Annotated in this window: 21 protein-coding genes and 4 pseudogenes; 14 read left to right on the top strand and 11 right to left on the bottom strand. The window is 75.0% G+C overall.

What is annotated here, in order from left to right; all coding sequences use genetic code 11:
• Positions 1-23 precede the first annotated feature (23 nt).
• From K353_RS01465 to K353_RS01455, 4 genes and pseudogenes are all read right to left on the bottom strand, one after another.
• Positions 24-782 (bottom strand): maleylpyruvate isomerase N-terminal domain-containing protein, encoded by a 759-nt coding sequence (locus tag K353_RS01465; protein WP_111551682.1) that lies wholly within the window; start codon positions 780-782, stop codon positions 24-26.
• 354 nt (positions 783-1,136) lie between these two features.
• A pseudogene (locus K353_RS35075) lies at positions 1,137-1,517 on the bottom strand (discoidin domain-containing protein); the annotation flags it as partial.
• A gap of 126 nt (positions 1,518-1,643) precedes the next feature.
• Positions 1,644-4,031, bottom strand: a pseudogene (locus K353_RS01460) (discoidin domain-containing protein); the annotation flags it as partial.
• Between the two features lie 174 nt (positions 4,032-4,205).
• Positions 4,206-5,189 (bottom strand): DUF5937 family protein, encoded by a 984-nt coding sequence (locus K353_RS01455; protein ID WP_111551680.1) that lies wholly within the window; start codon positions 5,187-5,189, stop codon positions 4,206-4,208.
• 194 nt (positions 5,190-5,383) lie between these two features.
• On the opposite strand from K353_RS01455, the pseudogene K353_RS01450 reads away from it, so the two are divergent.
• Positions 5,384-6,574: pseudogene (locus tag K353_RS01450) on the top strand (MFS transporter); the annotation flags it as partial.
• Positions 6,575-6,621: 47 nt separating this feature from the next.
• Here K353_RS01450 and K353_RS01445 read toward each other — a convergent pair.
• Complete coding sequence (locus tag K353_RS01445; protein ID WP_199527945.1) at positions 6,622-7,485, bottom strand: alpha/beta fold hydrolase; 864 nt, start codon at positions 7,483-7,485, stop codon at positions 6,622-6,624.
• 101 nt (positions 7,486-7,586) lie between these two features.
• Here K353_RS01445 and K353_RS01440 point away from each other — a divergent pair, with 101 nt between their 5' ends.
• A complete protein-coding gene (locus tag K353_RS01440) occupies positions 7,587-7,988 on the top strand; it encodes a helix-turn-helix domain-containing protein (protein ID WP_111551678.1) in 402 nt (133 codons plus the stop codon).
• A gap of 45 nt (positions 7,989-8,033) precedes the next feature.
• On the opposite strand, the gene K353_RS01435 is transcribed toward K353_RS01440, so the two are convergent.
• Positions 8,034-9,044, bottom strand: a complete 1,011-nt coding sequence (locus tag K353_RS01435; RefSeq protein WP_111551677.1) for a zinc-binding dehydrogenase — start codon at positions 9,042-9,044, stop codon at positions 8,034-8,036.
• Between the two features lie 173 nt (positions 9,045-9,217).
• On the opposite strand from K353_RS01435, the gene K353_RS01430 reads away from it, so the two are divergent.
• Positions 9,218-9,892: a TetR-like C-terminal domain-containing protein gene (locus K353_RS01430; RefSeq protein ID WP_370447537.1), complete on the top strand. Its 675-nt coding sequence runs from the start codon at positions 9,218-9,220 to the stop codon at positions 9,890-9,892.
• A gap of 449 nt (positions 9,893-10,341) precedes the next feature.
• On the opposite strand, the gene K353_RS01425 is transcribed toward K353_RS01430, so the two are convergent.
• A complete protein-coding gene (locus tag K353_RS01425; RefSeq protein WP_111551676.1) occupies positions 10,342-11,115 on the bottom strand; it encodes an SDR family NAD(P)-dependent oxidoreductase in 774 nt (257 codons plus the stop codon).
• Between the two features lie 194 nt (positions 11,116-11,309).
• On the opposite strand from K353_RS01425, the gene K353_RS01420 reads away from it, so the two are divergent.
• On the top strand, positions 11,310-12,149 hold the full coding sequence (locus K353_RS01420) for a helix-turn-helix transcriptional regulator (protein WP_111551675.1): 840 nt from the start codon (positions 11,310-11,312) through the stop codon (positions 12,147-12,149).
• Positions 12,150-12,356: 207 nt separating this feature from the next.
• On the opposite strand, the gene K353_RS01415 is transcribed toward K353_RS01420, so the two are convergent.
• The 3 genes from K353_RS01415 to K353_RS01405 form a co-directional block, all read right to left on the bottom strand.
• On the bottom strand, positions 12,357-13,259 hold the full coding sequence (locus K353_RS01415) for an aminoglycoside phosphotransferase family protein (RefSeq protein ID WP_111551674.1): 903 nt from the start codon (positions 13,257-13,259) through the stop codon (positions 12,357-12,359).
• 123 nt (positions 13,260-13,382) lie between these two features.
• The gene (locus K353_RS01410; protein ID WP_370447545.1) at positions 13,383-15,875 is read right to left on the bottom strand and encodes a DEAD/DEAH box helicase; all 2,493 of its coding nucleotides are present in this window, start codon (positions 15,873-15,875) and stop codon (positions 13,383-13,385) included.
• A 264-nt stretch (positions 15,876-16,139) separates the two neighbouring features.
• The gene (locus tag K353_RS01405; RefSeq protein WP_100838968.1) at positions 16,140-17,090 is read right to left on the bottom strand and encodes a beta-ketoacyl-ACP synthase III; all 951 of its coding nucleotides are present in this window, start codon (positions 17,088-17,090) and stop codon (positions 16,140-16,142) included.
• 552 nt (positions 17,091-17,642) lie between these two features.
• Between K353_RS01405 and K353_RS01400 the strand changes: the two genes are divergently transcribed.
• The 10 genes and pseudogenes from K353_RS01400 (at position 17,643) to K353_RS01355 (ending at position 25,232) form a co-directional block, all read left to right on the top strand.
• Positions 17,643-18,269 carry a TetR/AcrR family transcriptional regulator gene (locus tag K353_RS01400; protein ID WP_111551855.1) on the top strand — a complete coding sequence of 209 codons (627 nt, stop codon included), beginning with the start codon at positions 17,643-17,645 and terminating at the stop codon, positions 18,267-18,269.
• 85 nt (positions 18,270-18,354) lie between these two features.
• Positions 18,355-18,822 (top strand): hypothetical protein, encoded by a 468-nt coding sequence (locus tag K353_RS01395; RefSeq protein WP_111551672.1) that lies wholly within the window; start codon positions 18,355-18,357, stop codon positions 18,820-18,822.
• A 304-nt stretch (positions 18,823-19,126) separates the two neighbouring features.
• Positions 19,127-19,969 carry a nitrilase-related carbon-nitrogen hydrolase gene (locus tag K353_RS01390; protein WP_111551671.1) on the top strand — a complete coding sequence of 281 codons (843 nt, stop codon included), beginning with the start codon at positions 19,127-19,129 and terminating at the stop codon, positions 19,967-19,969.
• Between the two features lie 5 nt (positions 19,970-19,974).
• Positions 19,975-21,363 carry a dihydropyrimidinase gene (gene hydA, locus K353_RS01385; protein ID WP_111551670.1) on the top strand — a complete coding sequence of 463 codons (1,389 nt, stop codon included), beginning with the start codon at positions 19,975-19,977 and terminating at the stop codon, positions 21,361-21,363.
• A gap of 31 nt (positions 21,364-21,394) precedes the next feature.
• Positions 21,395-22,393, top strand: a complete 999-nt coding sequence (locus K353_RS01380) for a TIGR03842 family LLM class F420-dependent oxidoreductase (RefSeq protein WP_111551669.1) — start codon at positions 21,395-21,397, stop codon at positions 22,391-22,393.
• A gap of 277 nt (positions 22,394-22,670) precedes the next feature.
• Positions 22,671-22,802, top strand: a pseudogene (locus K353_RS01370) (Appr-1-p processing protein); the annotation flags it as partial.
• 98 nt (positions 22,803-22,900) lie between these two features.
• Positions 22,901-23,386 carry a hypothetical protein gene (locus K353_RS01365; protein WP_111551667.1) on the top strand — a complete coding sequence of 162 codons (486 nt, stop codon included), beginning with the start codon at positions 22,901-22,903 and terminating at the stop codon, positions 23,384-23,386.
• 108 nt (positions 23,387-23,494) lie between these two features.
• Positions 23,495-23,620, top strand: coding sequence for a hypothetical protein (locus K353_RS36445; RefSeq protein WP_255410653.1), 126 nt, complete (start codon positions 23,495-23,497; stop codon positions 23,618-23,620).
• 47 nt (positions 23,621-23,667) lie between these two features.
• Positions 23,668-24,246, top strand: coding sequence for a helix-turn-helix domain-containing protein (locus tag K353_RS01360; RefSeq protein WP_199527944.1), 579 nt, complete (start codon positions 23,668-23,670; stop codon positions 24,244-24,246).
• A gap of 92 nt (positions 24,247-24,338) precedes the next feature.
• Positions 24,339-25,232 (top strand): trans-aconitate 2-methyltransferase, encoded by an 894-nt coding sequence (locus K353_RS01355; RefSeq protein WP_111551665.1) that lies wholly within the window; start codon positions 24,339-24,341, stop codon positions 25,230-25,232.
• A gap of 91 nt (positions 25,233-25,323) precedes the next feature.
• Here the strand turns inward: K353_RS01355 and K353_RS01350 are convergent, their stop codons facing one another.
• Positions 25,324-25,968 carry a VanZ family protein gene (locus tag K353_RS01350; protein ID WP_233533284.1) on the bottom strand — a complete coding sequence of 215 codons (645 nt, stop codon included), beginning with the start codon at positions 25,966-25,968 and terminating at the stop codon, positions 25,324-25,326.
• Positions 25,969-26,064: the final 96 nt, after the last annotated feature.

Below are 26,064 nucleotides of genomic sequence, written 5' to 3'. Positions count from 1 at the left end.
GTGTCCCGGCGCCCCGGCGGTGGTCAGCCGAGCCGGGGCCAGGCCAGTAGCTGCTCCAGGACGGCGGGGTCGCCGGTGGCGAGCAGATCGGCGGACGGGCGGCGGCGGTGCAGGGCGAGCAGCAGGTCGCTCGCGGTGCCGGCGAGTTCCAGCACAGCGGGGTCCAGCACGGCGGGGTCCTGCCCGGGGGCGGCCTCCGCCGGGGTGAGGTCGAGGGCCAGCTCGGGGCCCTCGGCGGTGCGCAGCCGGACGGCGACGGGGGCGTGCGGCCACGGGGCGGACATCGCCCAGTACAGGTCGCGGAACTCGTCCAGGCCGTCCAGGGCGACGGCCTCCGGCAGCGGGAGGGGCGCGCCGAGGGCGAGTTGGGCGTCGTGGGCGTGCACGGCGGCCTCCTGCACCTGGTGGCGGGCGATCGCCCCGCTGTCGCCGGGGATGCCGCTGTCCTGCCACCACGTCCAGCAGGCGCGGTCGGGACCGGCCTCCCGGAGCGCCGCGAGCAGGGTGGCGGTCGCCGCCTCGGCGTCGGCCAGGGCCCGGGCGGCCGGGAGGCCCGTCTCCAGCTCGGGGCGTTGCGGGGTGAAGTCGGTCCCCGCGGCCACGGCCGCCGCCCAGAACAGGTGCACGCCGGTGATGTGGCCCAGCAGGTCCGACAGCGTCCAGTCGGGACAGCTGGGGACGCGGGCCGTCAGGTCGGGCGCCTCGGCGACGGCCTTGCGCAGTGCGGCGGAGCGTTCGTCGACGAGGTCCAGCAGGTCCGAGAAGGCGGGTGAGACAGTCATCCTGACTGCCTATCACGGGCGGGTGACAACGAGGCCGCGCCCGCCGACCCCCCGCCGACCCCCCCGCCGTCGGCCCGCGCCGGCCTCGGCACCGCCTGCGCGCACCGCGCTGCGCGCTGCGCGGTGGCGCGACGTGGTTCGATCCCGCCCGGTCGTGTCGGCCGGGCGGGATCGAGGGGGCGGCACCGCCCGGGGTCGGAGGAGGCTCCCCGCCCGTCGGAGCCCCGGGCGGTACCGGCTCGGGGGCCGGCGCCCGTCGGGTGACGGGTGCGGGCCGGTCGGCGGGCGTCCGTGGGAAGCCGGACGCCCGCCGGGGGAGGGACGTCCATCCGGGGAGGGACGTCCCTCGGGGCATCAGGCCCCGAACACCTGGAACTCGGAGAGCTGCGCGGCGGGCCAGCCGGTGTTGCCGGTGACGTTCAGGCGCAGGTAGCGGGTCGAGGTGGCGGGGAGGTTGATGGTGACGGTGTTGCCGGTGGCCGGGTCGAAGGTGTAGCCGGCCGAGCCCACCAGGGTGGTGAAGGTGGTGCCGTTGGTGGAGCCCTGGACGCTGAGGGTCTGGGTCCGGGAGGCCCAGGCGCTCGCCGGGGGCAGCTTCAGGACGGCCTTGGTCAGGCTGCGGGAGCAGCCCAGGTCGACCTGGATCCACTGCGGGAAGGCGTTGTTGGCGCTCTCCCAGTACGAGTTGGCGTCACCGTCGACCGCGTTGCCCGGGCCGTAGGTCTGGCTGGTGCCGGAGGCGGTGGCCGGACGGCCCTGCGCCAGGTTGCCGCTGCCGGTCGGGCAGGTCGGCCCCGAGGGGGACGAGGACGGCGAGGACGACGGGGAGGAGGACGGCGAGGAGCTGCCGTTGCCGCCGCCGAACACCTGGAACTCGGAGAGCTGCGCGGCGGGCCAGCCGGTGTTGCCGGTGACGTTCAGGCGCAGGTAACGGGTCGGCGTGGCGGGGAGGTTGATGGTGACGGTGTTGCCGGTGGCCGGGTCGAAGGTGTAGCCGGCCGAGCCCACCAGGGTGCTGAAGGTGCTGCCGTCGGTGGAGCCCTGGACGGTGACGGTCTGGGTCCGGGAGGCCCAGGCGCTGGCCGGCGGGAGCTTGAGGACGGCCTTGGTCAGGCTCAGCGAGCAGCCCAGGTCGACCTGGATCCACTGCGGGAAGGCGTTGTTGGCGCTCTCCCAGTAGGTGTTGGCGTCACCGTCGACCGCGTTCCCGGGGCCGTAGGTCTGGCTGGTGCCGGAGGCGGTGGCCGGACGGCCCTGCGCCAGGTTGCCGGTGCCGCTCGGGCAGGTCGGCGGGGTGGAGGTGGAGGGCGACGGGGACGGGGACGGCGAGGAGGGGTTCGAGGTGGACGGGGACGGGGACGGCGAGGAGGTGCCGCCGCCGACCGGGACGCCGTTGTACGTCCAGACCGGCGCGGGCCACTGGCCGGTGCAGGTCGAGCCGGTGATGCCGGAGTTGCCGCCGCCGTCGGTGATCTGGAAGCCGGTGCCCACGCAGTTGTGGATCGGGGTGGCGGACTGCGCGATGTTCTTGGCCTTGACGTTGGTGAACTTCATCTGGGCGTTGGCCTGCGCCTGGATGGCGTAGGTGCCCGCGCCGTCGATGTTCACGTTGGTCAGGTTGACGCCGGTGACACCGCCCTCGATGGTCTGGATCGCCTCGTAGGAGCTGTCCAGGATGTCGGTGTCGGTGATGTTGATGGTCGCGCCGGTGATCGGCTCGTTCAGGCCGTCGAACCAGATCGCGCCGACGCCGAACTGCCAGTTGAAGTCGCTGTTCCCGGTGCGGATCAGGGTGTTGCGGGCGGCGGTGATGGTGCCGGCGACGGCGGTGCCGCTGCCGGAGTTGACGCCCGGGTAGCGGTTGGCGATGTGCAGGCCGCCGCCGTTGCTGATGGTGTCGGACATGACGTTGTCCGAGATGGTGAAGTCCTTGCCGCCGTACGTGACGATGTTGTTGGCGAGGATCGGCAGCACCACCGTGTTGTGGGTGAAGCTGTCGTTGGTGTTCGCCACCCGCTCCGGCCAGGAGGCCAGGCCGTCGTCACCGGTGTTGCGCACGAAGGTGTTGGTGACCGTCGAGTTGGTCACGCCGGTGTGGAAGTTGACGCCGTCCGCGGTCTGGTCGAGGATCCGGCTGTTCTTGATGGTGAGCCGGTCCATCGGACCGTCCATCCAGGCGCCGACCTTGGTGTGCTGGATCCACAGGTTGTCCACCGTGGAGTTGGACATCGCGCCGCCCAGGCCGTTGACCTGGTCCTCGTCGACCCGCTCGCGGATGTCGCCGATGATGGCGAAGTCCTTGAGCGTGACGTTCTGGCTCGGGCCGCCGGAGGTGACGTACTTGCCGTAGATGCCGGCCGCGTGGCTGCGGTTGTTCGGGTCGCGCCCGCCCAGCACGCTGTACCAGGGGCCCGCGCCGGCCAGCGTCACCTTGTCCACGATCACGTGGTCGTACAGGGTGAAGTTGCCCTGCGGGATGTAGACCGTCCGGCCCTGCGCCGCACCGGCGTTCACCGCGGCCTGGAACTTGGCGGTGGAGTCGGTGGCGCCGGTGGGGTCGGCGCCGAAGTCCGCGACCACGTCGATCGCGTTGGCGGGCTTGGCGATCGGCGCGCCGACGTTCTCGAAGTCGGCCAGGTCGATGGTGAAGGTCGGCGACTGGGCCGTGGAGGAGACCTGCAGCCGGATCTTCGTCCCGATCGGGTAGGTGCTGCCGAGCAGGGTGCGGGTCTCGTCGAAGAAGTGGTGCGGGTTGGTGTCGCCCGGGTTGTTGTTGAACGGGTAACCGCCGTAGTACCAGCTGTACTTGGAGGTCACGTCGACGTTCTTCAGCTTCTGCCCGTTGACCAGCAGGTCCATCGAGGCGTCGCGGCCCTTGCCGTCCGAGGAGTCCGGCAGGCTGTAGCGGAAGTCGATCGAGTTGGCGGGCGCGGTGAGCGTGAACTCGACGTACTGGCCGACCGCGTTCAGCGTCACGGCCTGGCGGCCGGAGGCTTCCGAGGACAGGTGGCCGTACAGCCGGTCCGGACCGATCACGGAGCCGTTGGTGGCCGCGTACTCGGCCTCCTGCTCGATGAACGGGACGGTCGCGCCGCGGTTCGGGACGGCCAGCGGGGAGAGCGCGGGGACGGCGGCGGCGTGGGCCGTACCGGCGTTGACGAACGCCGCCGCCAGCAGGCCGGAGGCGCCCAGGGCGAGCGTCGCCAGGGACGCGACGGTCCGTCTGGCGCGGGTGGGGGGATTCAGCATGGATGACCGTGCTTCCTGCGGGGGAGGGCCCGGGTGGTGGCCGGGCGTGCCGAGCGTAGGACGCTGTGCGGCAGGAAGTCCACGGGTGAACGCAAAAAAGATACAGATTGACGCAAGATCAGATGTGAAGGGACGGTGGAACCCAACTGTAGGGCCCATGTCAGGGTGCCCGGCTCAGGGCGCGGACCCGACCAGGGCGTCGCCCGTCGGGGTGCGCCGGTAGAGCACCGAGCGGCCCGCGCGGGCCCGGGAGAGCAGGCCCGCGGCGCGCAGCACGGCGAGGTGGTCGGCGACGGCACCGGGGGACTGGTGCAGGCTGCGGGCGAGCTGGGTGGTGCTGGCGGGCGTGTCCAGGGCGGCCAGGACGCGGGCGCGGGAGCGGCCGAGCAGGGCGGCCAGCGCGTCGGGCGGGACGGCGGCACCCGGCTCCCACAGCGCGGAGATGCCGCGGGCCGGGTAGATCAGGGTGCACGGCCACGGCTCGTCGTGGTGCGCGGCGACGCCCGGCCAGACGAACACCGAGGGGACCAGCAGCAGGCCCGCGCCGCGCAGCGGGTAGGTGGTGGCGGCGTCGAACGGCGGGACGTCGATGCCGCCGTCCCGCCAGCGGACGTTCTCGTGCAGCCCGGCCAGCGCCGCCGCCCAGCCGCGCCGGCCCAACTCGCCCGCCCGGTGCACCACGTCGCGCTCGCACAGGGCGCGCAGCTGCGGCCAGTCCCGGGCCAGCAGCCCGTGCCAGGCGCGGTCGAGCGCCCCGGCGACCTGCCGGACGGCGTCCGGCGCGGCCAGCACCGCCCGGGCCGCGCCGTCGGTGTCCGGGCGGGCCGCCAGGCAGCGGGCGATCTCGGCGCGCGCCTGCTCCGGCGGGGCGGCCAGGACCGCGGCCAGGTCGTCCGCCCAGGTCTGTGCCATGCCGCGCGGCGGGATGGCGATGAAGTCCGCCCCGAACCTCTCGTTGTGCAGCGCCAGCGCGGCCCGCACCGCCGGGTCCGCCCGCAGCCGCAGGAAGGCCGGGCGCAGCCGCTCCCGCCACCCCGGCGGCAGCGACCGCTCCCCGCCCCGGTCCAACAGCCCCAGCAGGCTGGACAGTTCGAACGCGGGCGAGAGCGCGAACCGGCTGCGCACCAGATCCTCCGCGGCCACCTCGAACCTCAGCATCCGGCACACTCCCTCCGCGCTCCCGCCGGGCCGTCCGACGGCTTCCTGACGGCCCTCCGACGGCCGCCCGCCCGCCGCTCGACCGCCGCCCGTCCGCCGTCCGCCCGCCGCCCGTCCACCGTCCGTCCCCGCGACCTTACGTCCGGGGACGAATCTCTCGCCCGCCCCGGCCCCCGGACGCCAGGCTCACCGGCATGACGACCTACCGCGAGGTCCTGGGCGACCCGCGCTTCCGCCTGCTGTTCACCACCCGCACCCTCGGCATCGTCGGGGACTCGCTGCGGATCACCACCCTGGCCGTGCTGGTCTACACGGGCACCGGCTCCGCGCTGCTGAGCGCCGTCGCCTTCGGCATCGGGTTCCTGCCGCAACTGCTCGGCTCGATGCTGTTCGGCTCGCTCACCGACAGCCTGCGCCCCCGGTCGCTGATCACGGCCGGGTACCTGCTGGACGCCACCGCCGCCGCCCTGCTCGCCCTGGTGCGGATGCCGGTCGCGGCCGACCTGCTGCTGGTCGGCGCGGTCGCGGTGCTCACCCCCGTGTTCAACGGCGCCTCCGGCCGCCTGGTCGCGCAGACCCTGCACGGGGACGCCTACGTGCTGGGCCGGTCGCTGACCCAGATCGCCTCCTCCGGCGCCCAGCTGCTCGGCCTGGCCGGCGGCGGCGCGGCGGTCGCCCTGCTCGGCCCGCACCGCGCCCTGCTGGTCGCCGCCGGGCTGCACCTCGCCGACGCCCTCGCGATCCGGCTGCGGCTGCCCGACCTGCCGCCCCTGCGCCGGACCACCGGCCCGGTGCTCCGGCAGAGCCTGCGCGGCAACGCCGACCTGCTGCGCCGCACCCCCGTCCGCCGTCTGCTGCTCGCCCAGTGGCTGCCGTCCGCCGCCGTGACCGGCGCCGAGTCGCTGGTCATCGCGTACGCCGGGGCGCGGGGCTTCCCGGCCGGCGGGTACGGGTTCCTGCTGGCCTGCCTGCCGATCGGGATGCTGCTCGGCGACCTGCTGGTCGGACGGTTCGCCGCCCCCGCCACCCGGGAGCGGCTGGTCGCGCCGCTGGCCGCGCTGACCGGCCTGCCGCTGCTGGTCTTCGCGCTGCCCGTGCCCCCGCCGCTGTGCGCCGCCGCCCTGCTGGCCGCCGGGCTGGGCTTCGCCTACGCGCTCGGCCTCCAGCGCTCCTTCCTGGACGTGCTCCCGGCGGACGGCCAGGGCCAGGCGTTCACCCTGCTCGGCTCCGGCACCATGACGCTCCAGGGCGTCGGCCCCGCCCTCCTAGGCACCGTCGCCACCTTCACCGGAACCGGCCCCGCGATGGCCACCGCGGGCGCGGCCGCCGTCCTGACCGCGCTCTGGATCGCCGCCTGGCACCGCCCGCCCCGCCGCCCCGTCCGCCACGGCCGCGGGGGCGGCCTGAGGGCCCGTCTCCCGGCTCCGGTCACTCACGTCGCTTCCGCGCCGCCGCCCCCGTCCCCGTCGGCCAGGAACGGGCGTAGCAGCGCGAGGAGGGCGTCCGGCCGGTGCAGCGGGATGATGTGGCCGCAGTCCTCGATGAGGTGCCCGGTGAGGTCGTCGGTGATCGGGCGGAGCTGGCGCTCCAGCGCCGTGCCGACCGGCCGGGCGCCCAGCGCCATCGTCGGCACCGTCAGGCGGGCGGCGGCGACCGCGCGTTCGATCCGGGCCGCGCTCTCGGGCAGCGCCCGGTACGAGGAGAACGCGCGGCTCAGCGCCCGGCGGCCGGTGTACGCGCGGACGAAGGCGTCCCGGAGGGCGGGGCGGACCCCGTCACCGAGGGTGCCGGCGTCCAGGAACCAGTCGACGTAGGCGGCCTCGCGGCCCTCCAGCACGGTCTCGGCCAGGCCGGACGCGGCGCGGTGGAAGCCGAACCACCACGGCGGCCCGCCGGCCAGGAACTCCTCGGCGCCGGGCAGCCCGCCCAGCACGGCCTCCATGACGACCAGGCGCCGGACGAGGTCCGGGCGGCGCAGGGCGAGCAGGAAGGCGGGCGGGGCGCCCGCGTCGATGCCCACCACCGCGGCCGAGCGGACGCCGAGCGCGGCCAGCAGCCCCGCCGCGTCCTCGGCCAGCGTCCCGGCGTCGGAGCCGGTGGTCCCCGCGCCGCTGGCGCCGAACCCGCGCAGGTCCGGCGCGATGACGCGGTGGCGGTCGGAGAGGCCGGCCATGACGTCCGTCCACAGCTCCCAGGTGTGCGGGAAGCCGTGCAGCAGCAGGACGGCCGGGCCCGACCCGGCGAGGGCGACGTTCAGTTCGACGCCGTTGACGGGGACGCGCCGCAGTTCGGGCACGGAGGGGCTCCAGGTGGGGTGGGGAACGGTGACCACCGCACGCTAGGCAACTATCCTGGCCCCGCCAAGGCGGCACTTCTCCCTCAGGTGGTGAGCCCGGAGTGACCACGTCCGAGTCCGGCGGGCCCGGCCGGCGGCCCGGTGAACGGGGCGACCTGCTGGACCCGCTCTGCCCGACCCGCCGACTGCTCGACCGGATCGGCACCAAGTGGACCTCGATGGTGGTCAAGGTGTTGGCCGAGGAGGCGCCGGACGAGCTGCGCTTCGCGGAACTGCGCCGCCGCGTCCCCGGCATCTCGCAGAAGATGCTGTCCGTCACCCTGCGCGGCCTCGTCCGCGACGGCCTGGTCGCGCGCCGGGTGGAACCCACCGTGCCGCCCGCCGTCCACTACCGGCTCACCGCACTCGGCCTCTCCCTCGAAGGGCCGCTCTCCGCCCTGCGGGTCTGGGCCGAGACGCACATGCCGGAGATCGACCGCAGCAACCGGCTCGCCGACGGGTGAGCCGTCGGCGCGCCGGTCGCCGCGGGGCGGGGTGCCGGCCCGGGGTCAGGGCTTGAGGATCAGGCGGACCGGGTCGCCCTGCTTGCTGTGCAGGCGCTCGACGGCCTCGGCGGCCCGGTCCAGCGGGAGGACCCCGCTGACGGAGCGGGAGAAGTCGAGGCGGCCGCCCGCGGCGAGGGCGATGAGCTGGGGGACGGCGTCCTCCTCGGAGCCGTAGTGGCCGAGGATCTGCTGCTGGAGGTAGGAGAAGCGGATGCTGTCCCGGACCGTCAGGGGCTGGTCGGTGAGGCCGACCAGGACCAGGCGGCCGTGCGCGCCGAGCACCTTCAGCGCCTGCTCGCGGACGGCGGGCACCCCGGCGAAGTCGAACGCGGCGGACAGGCCCGCGCCGCCGGTGGCCGCGCCGACCTTCGCGGCGAGCTCGGGGTCGGCGGAGTCCAGGGCGAGGTCCGCGCCGAAGGCGAGGGCGCGTTCGCGGGCGGCCGGGGCGGGGTCGACGGCGATGATCGGGTTGGCGCCGATCGCGCGCAGCAGCTGCACGCCGTGCGCGCCCAGGCCGCCGACGCCCCAGACGCCGACCGGCTCGGCGGGGCGGACCCCGCCGGTGGTGGTGACGGCCCCCCACGGGGTGGAGACCGCGTCCGGGATGATCGAGCCCTGCTCGAACGGGATCGTGTCGGGCAGCCGGAACAGCGTGTCGGTGCGGGCCAGCGCGTACTCGGCCCAGCCGCCGTCGTAGTCCACGCCGCGCGTCCAGGTGGTCCCGTCGCGCTTCTCGCCGGCCTGCAGCACCACCCGGTCGCCGACCTGCCAGGCACCCGACCCGTCGCCGAGCTCGGCGACGGTGCCCGCCACCTCGTGGCCCAGCGTGACGCTCTCGCCGGGCAGGTACAGCGGGGTGAGCGAGCCGTCGATCAGGTGGACGTCGGACAGGCAGACGCCCGCCGCCTCCACCTTGACCAGCACCTGGCCGGGGCCGGGAACGGGACGCTCCACCTCCTCCACGCCCAGGGTGCGGGTGGGGACGTGCAGACGGACGGCACGCATCACAGCCATGGTCGATCCTCTCCGGCCGTCGGCGAGCCGTCGGCGGCCTTGTTGCCGCTCGCGACGGCCCGGCCGGTGGCGGCCCGACCGGTGGCGGCCCGGACTATCGCAAGGTGACTTGCGTTGTCGAGGCTACGACGCCGTCCGCTGCAACGCAAGGTCGCTTGCGTTAGGCTCCGGGGGTGCCCGCCAAAGAACCGTCCCGGCAGGAACCGCCCGGGGGAGAGCTGCCCAGGGAAGAGCCGCCCGGGGAAGAAGCGCCGGATGCCGCGCCGCAGACCGCGGCCGCCACCGCCCCGCTGCGCCGGCGCGGCGCCGCGATGCGCCGGGCGGTCCTCGACGCGACGGTGCGCCTGCTCGCCGAGGGCGGCCTGGAGGCCGCCAGCGTCGCGGCGGTCGCCGCCGCCGCCGGGGTGCACGAGACCTCGGTGTACCGCAACTGGGGCACCCGGGAGCGCCTGCTGCGCGAAGCGCTCGCCGACTACACCGACCAGGCCATGCCGCTGCCCGACACCGGCAGCCTCCGCACCGACCTGCACCGGCTGCTCACCGCCCTCGGCGCCTTCCTCGACACCCCCGAGGGCCCGGCCCTGCTGCACCTGAGCATCGCCCCGGCCACCGCCGAGACCCGCAGCGGACGCGACGCCTACTGGGCCGACCGCCTCGACCGCGCCGAACAACTCCTGCGCCGGGCCGCCGCCCGCGGCGAGATCCGCCCCGACGCCGACCCCCGCGCCGCCGTCGAGGCCCTGATGAGCCCGCTGTTCGCCCGCCACCTGCTGCTCGGAGAACCCGTCACGCCCGCCCTCGTCACCGCCCTGGTCGACCTGGTCCTGGACGGCCTCGCCCCGCGCTGAGCCCGGAGCCGTGCCCGGTGCCTCGCCCCGCGCTGAGCCCGCGGCTACGCGGGGCCCGTGGCGATCCGGGCGGTCGTGTTCAACGCTGGTTCCAGCAGCGGCAAGAGCGGCTTCGCCCGGGCTCCCGCCGTCTCGACGGCCGGTGCCGCCGCCACCGTCCCGGCCGTCGTCGGCGACGTGTTCCGCGCCGGCCCGCCTCCCGGCAGCGTCGGTGTGCAGTGGCATCGGTGTGCAGTCCTGCCCGGCCCGGACGTCCTCCGGGTCGGCGTCCGCCGCGACCCCACCGAGGCCGAACCACCGGCCCGGCCGCCGACCGGGCGGTCCGCGTCCACCGCGGTGCCCGCCGCGGCCTCGAAGCGGACGCCACCCGCACCTCGCCCACCGTCTGCACCGTCACCGTCACTGGCCTTACAGAGCAATTGAGTTGACGTTGCGTCAGCTCGGTGCGGTCAGTCGAAGCGCCGGGTCGCGGTGATGCCCCCGTCCACCGGCAGGGTCACGCCGGTGACGTACGAGGCGCGGTCGCTGAGCAGCCACGCCGCCGCCTGCGCGACCTCCTCGGGCCGGGCCGGGCGGCCCAGCGGGGTCGAGCGGGCCACCAGGTCGGTGAAGGCAGGACCGAGCGCGAAGAGGTCCTCGGTGCCGGGGGTGCGCACCACACCCGGCGCCACCGCGTTGACCCGGATGCCGTGCGGCGCGTAGTCCGCCACCGCCGCCCGCACCAGGCCGGTCAGCCCGTGCTTCGCGGCCTGCTGCACACCGTCGCCGAACCCGCCGACCAGCGCCCCCACCCCCGAGTTGACCACCACCGACCCGCCCCGGCCGCCCGCCACCAGCGCCGCGAGCTGCGCCCGCAGGCACAGCCAGGTGCCGCGCAGGTTCAGCGCGTGCACGCCGTCCCAGTCCTGCTCGGCGCGCTCGGCCAGCGGCGCGGGCGGCAGGCCGTTGCCCGCGTTGTCGAACGCCGCGTCCAGCCGCCCGTAGCTGCGCAGCGCGGTGTCGACCAGCAGGTCCGCGCCCGCCGCGGTGGTCAGGTCGACGGCCACCGGCACCGCCCGCGCCCCCGCCTCCCGCAACTCGGCGGCCAGCGCCGCCACTTCGTCCCCGCTCCGGGCCGCCAGCACCAGCGCCGCGCCCTCCCGGGCGAACAGTCGCGCGGCGGCCGCGCCGATACCGCGTCCCGCGCCGGTGACGATCGTGACCTTGTCCTCAAGAAGTCCCATGCCCGCCAGGGTGGTTGACGCCGTCCCACCCCACCAGCGGCCGACCCGACCGGGGACCGCCGATCCCGGACCGGCCGGGGCGTGGGTGCCGGTCCGGGCGGGGCGCGCCGGGGCCGTGCGGTGGGCACCGGCCCGGTCAGCCCGGACCCGGCAGGTCCTGGTTGCGCGGTGGCGGGTGTGGCAGGGTGGCGCGCATGCCCGAGACCCCGCTGGGCGCGTTCCTGCGCGCCCGTCGTGCCCGCCTGGCACCGTCCGACCTCGGTCTCGCCGCGACCGGCCGGCGGCGCACCCCCGGGCTGCGGCGGGAGGAGGTCGCGGCCCGGGCCGGGATCTCGCCGGACTACTACGCCCGGCTGGAGCAGGGCCGCCAACGGGTGCCCACCGGGCCGGTGCTGGACGGCATCGCGGACGCTCTGCGGCTGGCCGACGCCGAACGGGCCTACCTGCACCGGCTGGCCGGGCGGCGGCCCGCCCCGGAGCGGCCGGAGGAGCGGCGGGGCGTCTCGGCGAGCACCCTGGCCCTGCTCGACACCCTGGACGCCGCACCGGCGTTCGCCACCGGCCCGACCTTCGACCTGCTGGCCTGGAACCGGCCCGCCGCCCTGCTGATGGCCGAGCCCGCCCGCCGGCCCCCGCACGAACGGAACCTGCTCTGGCAGGTCTTCTGCTGCCCGTACGGCTCCCGCACCGCCGACAACCACGCCCCCGAGCGGTCGATCGGCGCGGACCTGGTCGCCTCCCTCCGGGCCCACCACGCCGACCGGAACCTCGCCGACCTGGTCGACCGCTTCTCCGCGGCGAGCCCGGCCTTCGCCGCCCTGTGGTCCCACCACCGGGCCGGCCCGCCCGGCCCCGGCCGCCTGCACGTTCGCCACCCCGCGCTGGACACCGACGTCCTGGAGTACACCGTCCTGGCCCTGCCCGAACCCGGCCGCCACGTCTTCGCCTGCCTCGCCCCGCCCGGGAGCCGCACCCGCCGGGCCTTCGCGGCCTTCGCCGCCGAGCGCAGGGTCGAGGTGCCGGTGTCCGGCTGAGAGGCGGCACGGCGCGGGGGCGGGCGGTCAGTCGGGGCGCAGGCCCGCCAGCCCGGGCTGGGCAGCGACGTCCTGGAGTGCACCGTCCTGGCCCTGCCCGAACCCGGCCGCCACGTCTTCGCCTGCCTCGTCCCGCCTGGCGGCCGTACCCGCCGGGTCGAAGTGCCGGTGTCCGGCTGAGGGGCGGCGCGGCGCGGGGGCGGGCGGTCAGTCGGGGCGCAGGCCCGCCAGGCGGGCCAGGAAGCGCGTCTGCGGGTCCTCGCCCCGGCCCGCGTGCGTCCGGGGGACGGCGGTGAGGGCGCTCAGGGCGCGGCACCAGGCCAGCAGGCGGTCGGGGGAGAGGCCGGGGACGAGCGCGGCCAGCCGGTCGGTCCGCCGCCGCAGCGCGGCCAGGTCGGTGACGCCCTCCAGGGCCCAGTCCACGGCGTCGAAGTCCGGGTCGCCCCAGGTCGGTCGCGGGTCGATCGCCACCAGGCGCCCGCCGGGGCCGGAGAGCACGTTGGACGGGTGCAGGTCGCCGTGCACCAGCCCGGGCGGTCCGCCGGCGGCGAGGGCCAGGGCCGCCGCCCGGGGCCCGGCCAGGTCGGCCCCGGCCCCGGTCCCGGCGGCGGACGCCCGGCGCTCGGCGAGGTCGAACAGGAAGCCGATCCGGTGCGCGAGCGGGCGCAGGCCGGAGCCTCCCGCGGGCCGGGCGGCGGAGCGCAGGTCCCGCAGCAGGGAGGCGACTTCGGGCAGGGTCCAGCCGAGCTGCCGCACCGGCGTACCGGGCCGGACGTCCGCCAGCAGCAGCGCTCCGGCGGCGGTGTCCGCCGCGAGCAGCGCGACGACCGACGCCCGGCCCGCCCAGGCGCGCAGGGCCTCCGCCTCCTCGCCCGCGATCGAGGGATCGGGCGTGAGCTTCAACCAGACCCGGGCCCCGTCGCCGCGCCGCACGCAGCGGAACACCCGCGAGGTGCCCCCGCCCCCCGCCGCGACCGGCTCCAGCCCCCACCGCCCGGCCAGCTCCACGACCAGCCCGGGCAGCGCGTCGCACCACCCGAGCACCCCGCCGCCGAAGCGCCCGACGAACCGCTCCCGCACCTCCGGCCCGACCCGAGCCAGCTCCTCCACCGCGCCTCCCCGACCCACCGATCCGGATGCCGAGTCAGATCCAGGTCCAGATCCCGAGCCCGATCCCGGGCATCCTACGGGTGCGATCCGTCCCGCCCGGCGGCCGGGGGAGGGGCGGGCGGGTCAGTGCGCGCCCACCGAGGTGATCTTGACGACGGCGCGGCCCTCCTCGTCGGAGCCGTAGAGGTCGACCTCGGCGGAGATGCCCCAGTCGTGGTCGCCGTTGGGGTCGTCGAAGATCTGGCGGACGCGCCACAGGCCCTCGTCCTCGACCTCCTCGATCAGCAGCATCTTGGGGCCGCGCGCGTTCGGGCCGGTGAAGAGGTCGTCGTACTCCTCCCAGTAGCCGTCCATCGCGTCGGCCCAGCGGTCGGCGTTCCAGCCGTCCTCGCCGTCGAGTTCGGCCAGCGCGGCGTACTGCTCCAGGGCGCACAGCTCGACCCGGCGGAAGAGCTCGTTGCGGACCAGGACGCGGAAGGCCCGGGCGTTGGCCGTGACGGGGGCGGGCTTGTCGTCCAGGCGGACCTCGGCGGCCTCCGGCTCGGTCGGGTTGGCGAGCGCCTCCCACTCGTCCAGCAGCGAGGAGTCGACCTGGCGGACGAGTTCGCCCAGCCAGGCGATGACGTCCTTGAGGTCGTCGGTCTTGATGTCGTCCGGGACGGTCTGCTCCAGCGCCTTGAACGCGCCCGCGAGGTAGCGCAGCACGATGCCCTCGGTGCGGGCCAGCTCGTAGAAGCCCACGTAGTCGGTGAAGGTCATCGCGCGCTCGTACAGGTCGCGCACCACGGACTTCGGCCGCAGCGGGTGGTCCCCGATCCACGGGTGGGCCCGGCGGTACACCTCGTAGGCGTGGCCGAGCTGCTCCTCCAGCGGCTTCGGGTAGCTGATCTCCTGGAGCCGGTTCATCCGCTCCTCGTACTCGATCCCGTCGCGCTTCATCTCCGCGACGGCCTCGCCGCGCGCCTTGTTCTCCTGCGAGGCGAGGATCTGCCGCGGGTCGTCGAGGGTGGCCTCCACGACCGAGACCACGTCCAGCGCGTACGAGGGCGACTCCGGGTCGAGCAGGTCGAAGGCGGCCAGCGCGAAGGTGGACAGCGGCTGGTTGAGCGCGAAGTTCTCCTGGAGGTCGAGGGTCAGCCGGGCGATCCGGCCCTCGGCGTCCGGCTCGTCGAACTGCTCGACCACGCCGCCCTCCCGCAGCGAGCGGTAGATGGCGACCGCGGTGCGGATGTGGCGGCGCTGCGCGGCGCGGTCCTCGTGGTTGTCGGTGAGCAGCTTGCGCATCGCCTCGAACGCGTTGCCCGGGCGGCCGATCACCGACAGCAGCATCGCGTGGCTGACCTTGAACCGGGAGACCAGCGGCTCCGGGTCGGCCCCGATCAGGCGCTCGAAGGTCTCCTCGGTCCAGGACACGAAGCCGTCCGGGGCCTTCTTGCGGACCACCTTCTTGCGCTTCTTCGGGTCGTCCCCGGCCTTGGCCAGCGCCCGGTCGTTCTCCACCACGTGCTCGGGGGCCTGCGCCACCACCTGGCCGACGGTGTCGAACCCGGCCCGGCCCGCCCGCCCGGCGATCTGGTGGAACTCGCGGGCCCGCAGGATGCGCACCCGCTGCCCGTCGTACTTGGACAGCGCGGTGAACAGCACCGTGCGGATCGGCACGTTGACGCCCACGCCGAGCGTGTCGGTGCCGCAGATCACCTTCAGCAGGCCGGCCTGCGCCAGCCGCTCCACCAGGCGGCGGTACTTGGGCAGCATGCCGGCGTGGTGCACGCCGATGCCGTGCCGCACGTACCGGGACAGGTTGCGGCCGAACTTGGTGGTGAAGCGGAAGTTGCCGATCAGGGCGGCGATCGCGTCCTTCTCCTGCTTGGAGCACATGTTGATGCTCATCAGGGACTGCGCCCGCTCCACCGCCTCCTTCTGGGTGAAGTGCACCACGTACACCGGCGCCTGCCCGGTGGTCAGCAGCTCCTCCAGGGTGTCGTGCAGGTTGGTGCGCCGGTACTCGTAGAACAGCGGCACCGGACGGGTCGCCGAGCGCACCACCGTGGTCGGGCGGCCGGTGCGGCGGGTCAGGTCCTCCTCGAAGCGGCGGACGTCGCCGAGCGTGGCCGACATCAGCAGGAACTGCACCTGCGGGAGTTCCAGGATCGGGATCTGCCAGGCCCAGCCGCGGTCCGGCTCGGCGTAGAAGTGGAACTCGTCCATCACGACCTGGCCGATGTCGGCGCGCGGGCCGTCGTGCAGGGCGATCTGGGCCAGCACCTCGGCGGTGCAGCAGATGATCGGCGCGGTCGGGTTCACCGAGGCGTCGCCGGTCATCATGCCGACCTGCTCGGTGCCGAAGACCTTGCACAGGTCGAAGAACTTCTCCGACACCAGCGCCTTGATCGGCGCGGTGTAGAACGTCCGCTTGCCCTCGGCCAGCGCGGCGAAGTGCGCGCCCGCCGCGACCAGGGACTTCCCGGAACCGGTCGGCGTCGCCAGGATCACGTTGTTCCCGGAGACCAGCTCGATCAGTGCCTCCTCCTGGGCTGGGTAGAGGGTGATGCCGCGCTCCGACGCCCACTCGGCGAAGGTCTCGAACAGCGAGTCGGGCGTGGCGGGCTTCGGCATCAGGTCCAGGAGGGTCACCCCGCTATCTTGCCCGTCCGGGATCACCGCGGGCAAAGCTCGCCCCCGCACCACCGCGCCCGCCGCGCTCCGGCCGACCCGACGGTCGCCCTCCGCACCGGCGGGGCGACGGGCAGTGACCGGGGAGGTCCGGACCGCCCGCCGCCGACCCCAGCGTCGGGACGGCCACCGCCACCGCCTCCCCCGGCGGCGCGGCGGACCACCGCCCCCGGGGCCGGGCCCGGACCCCGTCGGCCCGTCGGCCCGTCACGGGCAGGTGACCACCTGGCCGGCCCAGGACAGGCCGCCGCCGAACGCGAACAGCAGCACCCGGGCGCCCGAACGCAGCTCGCCGCGCTCCACCAGCTTCGCCAGCGCCAGCGGCACGGAGGCCGCCGAGGTGTTGCCGGAGTCCACCACGTCCCGGGCGATCACCGCGTCCTCCGACAGGCCCAGCTTCTGCACCAATGACTCGATGATCCGCAGGTTCGCCTGGTGGGTCACCACCCCGTCCAGCTCCGCCGGGCTCAACCCGGCCGCCCGGCACGCCTGTTCGGCCAGCGCGGGCAGCTCGGTGGTGGCCCACCGGAACACCGCCTGGCCGTCCTGCTCGAACTGCGGGTGCCACTCGTCCAGCAGCCGCACCGCGCTCGCCCGCGACGGGTCCGAACCCCAGACCACCGGGCCGATCGCGCTGCCCTCCCCGTCGGTCGCGGACAGCACCGCCGCGCCCGCGCCGTCGCCCAGCAGGATGCAGCTGCGCCGGTCCGTCCAGTCGACCAGGTCCGACATCTTCTCCGCGCCGATCACCAGCGCGTGCTTGGCGCCGCCCGCCAGCAGCGAGTGGTTCGCCACCGACAGCGAGGTGCAGAACCCCGCACACCCGTTGTTCAGGTCGAACGCGACGGCGGACGGAATGCCCAGCCGACCCGCCACCTGCGCCGCGATCGACGGGCAGCGGTCCACCGCACTGCAGGTGGCCACCGTGACCTGCCCGATCTCCGCCGGGTCCAGCCCCGAGGCCGCCAGCGCCTTCGCCGCCGCCCCCGCCGCCAGATCGGTCACCGACTCCTGCGGCCCCGCGATCCGCCGGGTCACGATCCCGGTCCGCCGCCGGATCCACTCGTCGTTGGTGTCCACCATCGTCGCCAACTCGTCGTTGGTCAGCACCCGACCGGGCTGATGGTGGCCGAGAGCGGCTATCCGGACTCCGGGCATGGCGGTCCCCTTCTCCACGGGCGGCCCCCGGCCGACGCCGGGGCAACGGCCTGGAATATAGCAACCGACCGATCGGAAGCTAAAGCACGCCCGCAGGACGGACACCCGCCCGACGGGGAGACACCGGCGCCCCGTCCCGGCCAACTCTGACGGGCTCGGCGAAGTTCGACCGCTGCCCGGTCACCGCGTTCGACGGACCGCTTGTCGCAGGGCGATCGTGCGCGCGACCGTCGAAGACCGCGCCCTGGTGGCGCAGGGCGAACCACGGCGCGTTCCAGCAGGCACCGTGCGGATCCGGGCGGTCGGAGTTCGCGGGACGGCCAGGGTGACCCGCCCCCGCGCGGTCCGGCCCGGCTCGGCCAGGCCTGACGGGTGGGCCTCCCGTCGCACCGGGCTCCGACCGTCAGGGGCCCGTGGCCCCGCCGGGCCGGTGGGCCGGGCTGCGGTCGGCGCATCGTCGCACGTCGTAGGATTCCGGGGCCGGGGGTAGGACGGGACGCGTCCGGGCGGACGGATGGACGGATGGACGGACGGATCGCGGAGGAGGACCGGATGAGCCCGCGCAGCACGGTGGTCGAGGCCCGCCGGACCAGGGCCCGGATCATCGACCGCAGTGTCGCCCTCGCCTCGGTCGACGGGCTGGAGGGGCTGACCATCGGGCGGCTGGCCGCCGACCTCGGGCTGTCCAAGGCCGGGGTGCTCGGGCACTTCGGCACCAAGGAGGCCCTCCAACTGGCTACCCTGGAACGGGCCTCCGCGCTGTTCACCGCGCTGGTGTGGGACCCGGCGGCGGCCACCGAGCCCGGCCTGCGCCGGCTGCGGGCCGTCTGCCAGAGCTGGATCGACTACCTGGAGCACGCCCGCGAGGTCTTCCCCGGCGGCTGCCTGTTCACCACCGCGGCCGTCGAGTTCGACGCGCACGACGGCCCGGTCCGCCGCAACGTCGCCCGCCTGCTGCTGGTCTGGCGCCGCCGCCTGGCCGGTGAGGTCCGGCTCGCCGTCGAGGCCGGGGAACTCCCCTCGGACACCGACCCCGAGCAGGTCGTCCACGAGTTGACCGGCATCTACCTGGCCCTCAACCAGGCCCTCCAACTCCTGCGCGACCCGCTCGCCGCCACCCGCACCCGCCGCGCCCTGGACCGGCTGCTGCCCGCCGCCCGCTCGCTGCCCGCCCGCTGAGCGTCGGCCGGGGCGGACGGAAAACGGGTGGCGGCGGGCCGCGCGGACGGGGACCATGCGGGCATGACCGACTGCCGAAAGGCCCGTGCCGCGTAACCGGCCCGGCGCCCTGCGTGCCGCCGCACCCCGCGCCACCGCACCCCGCCGCCGCCCGGAGGCCCCGCCGCCGCACGTCCCGGGGCTGTCCGCGACCGCGGACCGGGACGTCCACCGGGCGGAGCGGCAGCGCCCCGACCGCTGGGTGGAGCCGGGGGCCGCCGGCGAGGCGCTGTGCCGCTACCGCGCGTTCCTGCACGCCCCCGGCGGGCGGTGGCGGTACCCCCGGGAGGCGGAGTTCTCCTGCTGCCCGGGCTGCGCGCGCGACGACGTCAGGCACTGCCGGGACGTCCTGGCGGCGCTGCTGCCGCACCTGCCTCCCCGCTCCCGGGCCGAACTCGTCCGGCTGCTGCGCCCGTTGGACGCGGAGTTCCGCCGCCGCACGTTGCCCGACCCGTTCGCCCCGCCGGACGCCCCCTGGTGGTGGCGCCGCCTGGGCGACCCCCCGTGGGGCTGACGCCTCGGTCGGAGACCCGCACCGGAAACCCCGGCCGGAAACCCCCGTGCGGGCGTCCGGGCAGCACACCGGAACCCCGTGGAAGCGAATGAAATGACAGGCGGAAAATCGAAGGAAAATGCCGAACGGCGAATTTCCCGTTCCTCCCGCGTGGCACCCGCCCATTCGCCGCGCAGCTCCTAGTCTCAACGGTCTACAGCGCTGCGGCACCTTCCCGCCGCGCCCCGCCCTCCGCGCGTTTCCGCGTTCCCGCGTTCCGCGCGTTCCCGGGTTTTCCGTGCCGTCGATCCGAGGAGTTGCGGCCATGAGCCGTGTCGTCAGGGCCGCCCTGTTCCAGACCGCGTGGACGGGCGACAAGGAGAGCATGCTGGCCGCCGCCGAGCAGGCCGCGCGGGACGCGGCCGGGCAGGGGGCGGGGATCATCGGGTTCCAGGAGGTGTTCAACGCCCCGTACTTCTGCCAGGTGCAGGAGCCGGAGCACTACGCCTGGGCCGAGCCCGTCCCGGACGGGCCGACGGTGCGGCGGATGCGGGAGCTGGCCCGGGAGTTGGGGATCGTGATCGTCGCCCCGGTGTACGAGATCGAGAAGCCGGGCTTCTGCTACAACACCGCCGCCGTGATCGACGCCGACGGCAGCTACCTCGGCAAGTACCGCAAGCACCACATCCCGCAGGTGCGCGGATTCTGGGAGAAGTACTACTTCAGGCCCGGGAACCTGGGCTGGCCGGTGTTCGACACGGCGGTCGGGAAGGTCGGCGTGTACATCTGCTACGACCGGCACTTCCCGGAGGGCTGGCGGGCGCTCGGCCTGGCCGGGGCGGAGATCGTGTACAACCCGTCGGCGACCAGCCGCGGCCTGTCCGCCTACCTGTGGCAGCTGGAGCAGCCCGCCGCGGCGGTCGCCAACGAGTACTTCGTCGCCGCGATCAACCGGGTCGGCGTCGAGGAGTACGGCGACGACGACTTCTACGGCACCAGCTACTTCGTCGACCCGCGCGGGCAGTTCGTCGGCGAGGTCGCCTCCGACAAGCGCGAGGAACTGGTCGTCCGGGACCTGGACCTCGGCCTGATCGACGAGGTCCGCCGGCAGTGGGCGTTCTACCGGGACCGGCGCCCGGACGCCTACGGCCCGCTGATCGAGGGCTGAGCGCGATGGCCCGGACCGTGATCACCGGCGGACTGGTCGTCACCGCCGCCGAGGAGACGCACGCCGACGTGCTGGTCGAGGACGGCCGGGTGGTCGCGCTCGCCCTGCCCGGCAGCCAGCGCTGGCACGCGGAGCGGGTGTTCGACGCGAGCGGGAAGTACGTGGTCCCGGGCGGCGTCGACGCGCACACCCACATGGAGATGCCGTTCGGCGGCACCCGCGCCTCGGACACCTTCGAGACCGGCACCCGCGCCGCGGCCTGGGGCGGCACCACCACGATCGTCGACTTCGCCGTCCAGACCAAGGGCGCCCCGCTGCGCGCCGGACTGGACGACTGGCACGCCAAGGCCGACGGCCGGTGCGCGATCGACTACGCCTTCCACATGATCGTCTCGGACGTCAACGCGGCGACGCTGGACGAGATGCCCGGCCTGGTCGGCGAGGGCGTCACCTCGTTCAAGCTGTTCATGGCCTACCCCGGCGTCTTCTACTCCGACGACGGGCAGATCCTGCGCGCCATGCAGCGGGCCGCCGACACCGGCGCGCTCACCATGCTGCACGCCGAGAACGGCCCCGCCATCGACGTCCTGGTCGAACAGGCCCTGGCCCGCGGCGAGACCGACCCGCGCCACCACGGGGAGGTCCGCCGGGCGCTGCTGGAGGCGGAGGCCACCCACCGGGCGATCCAGCTGGCCCGGGTGGCCGGCGCGCCGCTGTACGTGGTGCACGTCTCCGCCCGCGAGGCGCTCGCCGAACTGGCCGCCGCCCGCGACCTCGGCCTGCCGGTCTTCGGCGAGACCTGCCCGCAGTACCTGTTCCTGTCCACCGACAACCTGGCCGAGCCCGGCTTCGAGGGCGCCAAGTACGTCTGCTCCACCCCGCTGCGGCCCAGGGACCACCAGGCGGCGCTCTGGCGCGGCCTGCGCACCGACGACCTCCAGGTGGTCTCCACCGACCACTGCCCGTTCTGCTTCAAGGGGCAGAAGGACCTGGGCCGCGGCGACTTCTCGAAGATCCCCAACGGCCTGCCCGGCGTCGAGCACCGGATGGACCTGCTCCACCAGGCCGTGGTCGACGGCCACCTGACCCGCCGCCGCTGGATCGAGCTCGCCTGCGCCGCCCCCGCCCGGATGTTCGGCCTCCACCCCCGCAAGGGCACCATCGCCCCCGGCTCCGACGCCGACCTGGTGATCTACGACCCGCACGCCGTGCAGACCCTCTCCGCCGCCACCCACCACATGAACGTCGACTACTCGGCGTACGAGGGCCGCACCGTCACCGGACGCGTCGAGACCGTGCTCTCCCGCGGCGAGGTGGTGCTCGACCGCGGCCAGTACCTCGGCCGCCCGGGGCACGGCACCTTCCTGCCCCGCTCCACCTGCCAGTACCTCTGACCACCCCCCTCATCCGCGAGGAGCCCCCGCCGTGGACTTCGGACTCGTCCTGCAGACCGACCCGCCGGCCGCCGAGGTCGTCGACCTGATGCGCCGCGCCGAACGGGCCGGGTTCAGCCACGGCTGGACCTTCGACTCCGCCGTGCTCTGGCAGGAGCCCTTCGTCATCCACAGCCGGATCCTGGAGCACACCGAACGGCTGCACGTCGGCCCGATGGTCACCAACCCGGCCACCCGCAGCTGGGAGGTCACCGCCTCCACCTTCGCCACCCTCAACGACATGTACGGCAACCGGACGGTGTGCGGCATCGGCCGCGGCGACTCCGCGATGCGGGTGGCCGGCCGCCGCCCCAACACCCTGGCCCGGCTCGGCGCCGCCATCGACGCGATCCGCGACCTCGCCGAGGGGCGGGAGGCCGAGGTCGACGGCACCCCGATCCGGATTCCCTGGATCAAGGACGGCCGACTGCCGGTCTGGATGGCCGCGTACGGCCCCAGGGCGCTCGCCCTGGCCGGCCAGAAGGCGGACGGGTTCATCCTCCAACTGGCCGACCCCTACCTCACCGAGTGGATGGTCAAGGCCGTCCGCCGGGCCGCCGAGGAGGCCGGCCGCGACCCCGCCGCCGTCACCGTCTGCGTCGCCGCCCCCGCCTACGTCGGCGACGACCTCGCCCACGCCCGCGAGCAGTGCCGCTGGTTCGGCGGCATGGTCGGCAACCACGTCGCCGACCTGGTCGCCACGTACGGCGAGCACTCCGGCCTCGTCCCCGAGGAGCTCACCGCCTACGTCAAGGACCGCCACGGCTACGACTACAGCCACCACGGCCGCACCGGAAACCCCTCCACCGACTTCGTCCCCGACGCCATCGTCGACCGCTTCTGCCTCCTCGGACCCGCCACCGCCCACATCGAGAAACTCCGCACCCTGCGCGACCTGGGCGTCGACCAGTTCGCCCTCTACGCGATGCACGACGCCCGCGAGGCCGTCATCGACGCCTACGGCACGGAGGTCATCCCGGCACTGGCCTGACCCGGCGGCCGGGTGTCGATCACGTACCGGTCGGCTCCTGCGTTCCGTGCGTTCCCTCGGCCGGGACCGGTGGGGCGCCCGCGAGCTCGCACAGGAAACGACCGACCTGGTCCCCCAGCGGGGGCCAAGGGGCGTAGGGTCGGTCGACCCGCATGGACACCGCGCCGTGCATGGCGGCGCGCAGGTCGAGAGCCACGGTGCGGCGTCGTCCGCCGGAATCCGGCCGGTGTCCATGCACCTTCTGCGCTCACCGGGCGGGGCCCTGGCGTGCTGTCACCGGCTCGGGGCCTCCGTGCACATGCCGCGGATCGGCTGCGGCCTGGCCGGCGGCAGGTGGGAGCGGATCGAACCCCTGGTCACCGACCGGCTTACCGCCCGGGGCGTGCCGGTGACGGTCTACGACCTCTGACCGGTCGGCCCGCCGCCGCGGGCAGGCCCTCTTCCGCACCGGCCCGATCGGCGGGACGCCGGGAGCGCACCGGGGAAGCGAGGGGGGAGGGGGCGCGCATGGACCTGCGGCAACGGGTGGTGCGGCGCAACCCGTTCGTCACCTGGACGCTCAACGGGCTGGCCGCGGTGGCCGTCCCGCTGTTCGTGCACACCATGGTGCGGGAGAACCTGTCCGGGCAGGGGCTGCGCTCCTGGCCGTGGTCCTGGCAGTTGCTCGACGCGCAGAGCGCGACCGCCGCGCTGCCGACCGCGATCGGGGCGGTCGTCGCCCGTGCCCAGTTCGCCCGCACCGTCCGTCCGCTGCTGGGCAACACCGGCTGGCCGACGGGCGGCCACGCCCCCGACGGGGCGCTCGCCCGGGCCGGCCACCTGCGCAACGGCGGGAGCGGCGCGGTGGTGGTGATCTCCCTCGAGTACCGCCTGGACTTCTTCCCCGACCCGGGGGCCGAGGCCGGGGCGCGGGCCCCGGACGGGCCCGGCGGGCCGGGCCCGAGTACGGGGTGGACCGGGCGGGACGGGGTCGTCGCGGCCGTCGCCGGGTAGGGGCTGTGCTCCGGAGCCGACTACCGTTTCGCGTCCATCCGTCCGAACAGCTTCATCGGCGGCGAGAGCAGCTTCCTGCTCGGCTGGTTCGCCGGACCCGCCCTCGCGGTGGTCCGGGACCTGTACGTCCGGGTCACCGTCCGGGACCGGATCGGCAACCTGCACCAGCGGGTCTTCTCCTGCCTGGTCGACGTCGACCGTCCGCTCGCCCACGTCGTTCCCGACCCGCGGTAGCGCCCCGGCGGCCGGGGGCGCGGGTGCGGCGGCCTACGATGCTGCGCATGACGGAAGACGCCGGTGACCTGGACGGGCTGGTCCGCAAGCGGATCCGCGCGCTGCGGGTCGCGCAGGGCTGGTCGCTGGAGGAGCTGGCGGGCCGGGCTAACCTCAGCCAGTCCTCGCTGAGCCGGATCGAGAACGGGCAGCGCCGGCTCGCGCTCGACCAACTCGTGACCCTGGCGCGGGCGTTGGACACCACGCTGGACCAGTTGGTGGAGACCGCCGCCGAGGACGTGGTGATCAGCCCGACGGTCGACGGGACGCACGGCACCATGCGCTGGCCGGTCAAGGGCGACCCGGGGATCAGCGTGGTGCGCCAGCGGATGACCGAGCCGCCGCCCGACAACCCAACCCGGATGCGCGCCCACCCCGGCCGGGAGTGGCTGGTCGTGCTCTCGGGCACCGCGATCCTGATGCTCGGCCACCGCCGGATCCGGCTCGCCACCCACCAGGCCGCCGAGTTCCCCACGATGATGCCGCACGCCATCGGCGCCGAGGGCGGCCCGTGCGAGATCCTGGGCATCTTCGACCGCGACGCCCGCCGCGGCCACCAGCCCGACCCCGGCCCGCACCGCTGCTGACGGCTTGCGCCTACGGCAAGCGGGAACGGCACCGTCTTGCGCATTCCGGGAGGATGCGTGCCCCACGCGCATGACGGCCGTACGGTGGCACCATGAGCCACCCGCAGCCCCACGTCCCCGCCCACGGGCACACCCCCTCCCACGGGCACGCCCACGCCCACCACCAGCACCCGGTCGAGGACGACGCCGGGCAGGCCGAGGTCCTCGACCTGGACGCCGAGGTGCTGGCCGAGCACCTCGCCGCGATCACCGACTGGCTGCCGCTGGACGCCGACCCGCGGCACGTCGTCGACCTCGGGGCCGGCACCGGCGCCGGCACCTTCGCGCTGCTGAGCCGCTTCCCCGAGGCCCGGGTCACCGCCGTCGACGCCTCGCCCGGCCACCTGCTGCGCCTGCGCGAGAAGGCGCACGCGCTGGGCCTGGCAGACCGGATCGCCACCGTGCAGGCCGACCTGGACGAGGCCGACTGGCCCGAACTCGGCCGACCCGACCTGGTCTGGGCGTCCGCCTCGATGCACCACCTGGCCGACCCCGACCGGGCCCTGCGCCGCGTCCGCGAACTCCTCGCCCCGGACGGCGTGTTCGCCCTGGTCGAACTGGCCGGCTTCCCGAGCTTCCTGCCGCCGGACGCGCCCGCCGAGCGCCCCGGCCTGGAGGAGCGCTGCCGACGCGCGACCGACCACGTCCACGCCGAGCACGTCCCGCACCGGGGCGCCGACTGGGGGCCGCTGCTGACCGCCGCCGGGTTCACCGTCACCGGCGAGCGCACCGTCACCGTCCACATCGACGCCACCGAGCACCCGTCCGTCGGCCGCTACGCCCTGGCCACCCTGCGCCGGATCCGCTCCGCCGCAGCCGAGGCGCTCGACCCCGCCGACCTGGCCGCCCTCGACCGGCTGACCGACGCGGACGGCCCGGACAGCGTCGCGCTGCGCGAGGACCTCGCGGTGCGCACCGAACGCCAGGTCTGGGCCGCCCGCCCCTGACGCCTCCGCCGCCGAGGCCGACCGTCGGCCGCCGGGAGCCGGGCGCCCCGCGAGTCCGGTGCCTCAGGCCCGGTGGCTCAGGCCCGGTGGCTCAGGCCCGGCGCCGCTCGTACAGGGCGCGGCCGATCCGGCGGCCCAGCAGCAGGTGGGCCAGCAGGGCGCCGAGCGTGTTCAGCAGGACGTCGTCCACGTCGAACGCCCGGCCCTCCACCAGCAGGCCCTGCGCCGACTCGACCGTGACCATCACCAGCGCGGTCAGCGCGGTCGCCGCCAGCACGCTGCGCAGCCGGGGGAACAGCACCGGCAGCAGCACCCCGAACGGCGCGCCCAGCAGGATGTTCCCGCCGACCTGCTGGGCGGCGGCCCGGACGGCGGGCTGGTCCAGGTAGCCGCGCAGCGAGGCGCCGAGGTGGAAGTTGGGGTGCACCAGGTCCCGGGCACCGGGCTCCGGCACCAGCGTCACCCGGGCCAGCGCGACCGCAAACACCACGGTCAGCACCAGCCCCGCCAGCAGGATCAGCCACCGGGCCAGGACGGAGAACGGTCCGCGCCGCTCCATGAACGCCGGCCGGGTCCGCCGGGCCCGCCGGGCGTCCGCATCCCCGGGGACGGCCGGGACGTCCTCGGGGGCGGCGGGGACGTCCTTGGACGCTGCCGGGGCGCTCCCGGGCTTCCGGGTCCGCCAGCGCTTCCAGTCCCACGACGATGACCGGCCGTCCACCGGTTCCACGTCCACGGCCGGTGCCTCCTGCTGCCCGGCTCCCGCCGAAGTGGCCCGCACTCTGCCCACTGTCGAGGTCCTCCCCATTCCCACGTTCCACTCCCTGTTCCC

It is taken from the genome of Kitasatospora sp. SolWspMP-SS2h (assembly GCF_003259315.1).
Taxonomy (GTDB): Bacteria; Actinomycetota; Actinomycetes; order Streptomycetales; family Streptomycetaceae; genus Kitasatospora; species Kitasatospora fiedleri.
The sequence above is the reverse complement of the archived record's forward strand: the minus strand, read 5'-3'. Positions and strand labels throughout refer to the sequence as shown.

Bases quoted from the DNA above. Each gene is read 5' to 3' on its own strand.
- K353_RS01465 (WP_111551682.1), bottom strand. From the start codon at position 782: ATGACTGTCTCACCCGCCTTCTCGGACCTGCTGGACCTCGTCGACGAA.
- K353_RS01455 (WP_111551680.1), bottom strand. From the start codon at position 5,189: ATGCTGAGGTTCGAGGTGGCCGCGGAGGATCTGGTGCGCAGCCGGTTC.
- K353_RS01435 (WP_111551677.1), bottom strand. From the start codon at position 9,044: ATGGCTGTGATGCGTGCCGTCCGTCTGCACGTCCCCACCCGCACCCTG.
- K353_RS01425 (WP_111551676.1), bottom strand. From the start codon at position 11,115: ATGGGACTTCTTGAGGACAAGGTCACGATCGTCACCGGCGCGGGACGC.
- K353_RS01420 (WP_111551675.1), top strand. From the start codon at position 11,310: ATGCCCGAGACCCCGCTGGGCGCGTTCCTGCGCGCCCGTCGTGCCCGC.
- K353_RS01410 (WP_370447545.1), bottom strand. From the start codon at position 15,875: ATGCCGAAGCCCGCCACGCCCGACTCGCTGTTCGAGACCTTCGCCGAG.
- K353_RS01405 (WP_100838968.1), bottom strand. From the start codon at position 17,090: ATGCCCGGAGTCCGGATAGCCGCTCTCGGCCACCATCAGCCCGGTCGG.
- K353_RS01400 (WP_111551855.1), top strand. From the start codon at position 17,643: ATGAGCCCGCGCAGCACGGTGGTCGAGGCCCGCCGGACCAGGGCCCGG.
- K353_RS01390 (WP_111551671.1), top strand. From the start codon at position 19,127: ATGAGCCGTGTCGTCAGGGCCGCCCTGTTCCAGACCGCGTGGACGGGC.
- hydA (WP_111551670.1), top strand. From the start codon at position 19,975: ATGGCCCGGACCGTGATCACCGGCGGACTGGTCGTCACCGCCGCCGAG.
- K353_RS01365 (WP_111551667.1), top strand. From the start codon at position 22,901: ATGGACCTGCGGCAACGGGTGGTGCGGCGCAACCCGTTCGTCACCTGG.
- K353_RS01360 (WP_199527944.1), top strand. From the start codon at position 23,668: ATGACGGAAGACGCCGGTGACCTGGACGGGCTGGTCCGCAAGCGGATC.
- K353_RS01355 (WP_111551665.1), top strand. From the start codon at position 24,339: ATGAGCCACCCGCAGCCCCACGTCCCCGCCCACGGGCACACCCCCTCC.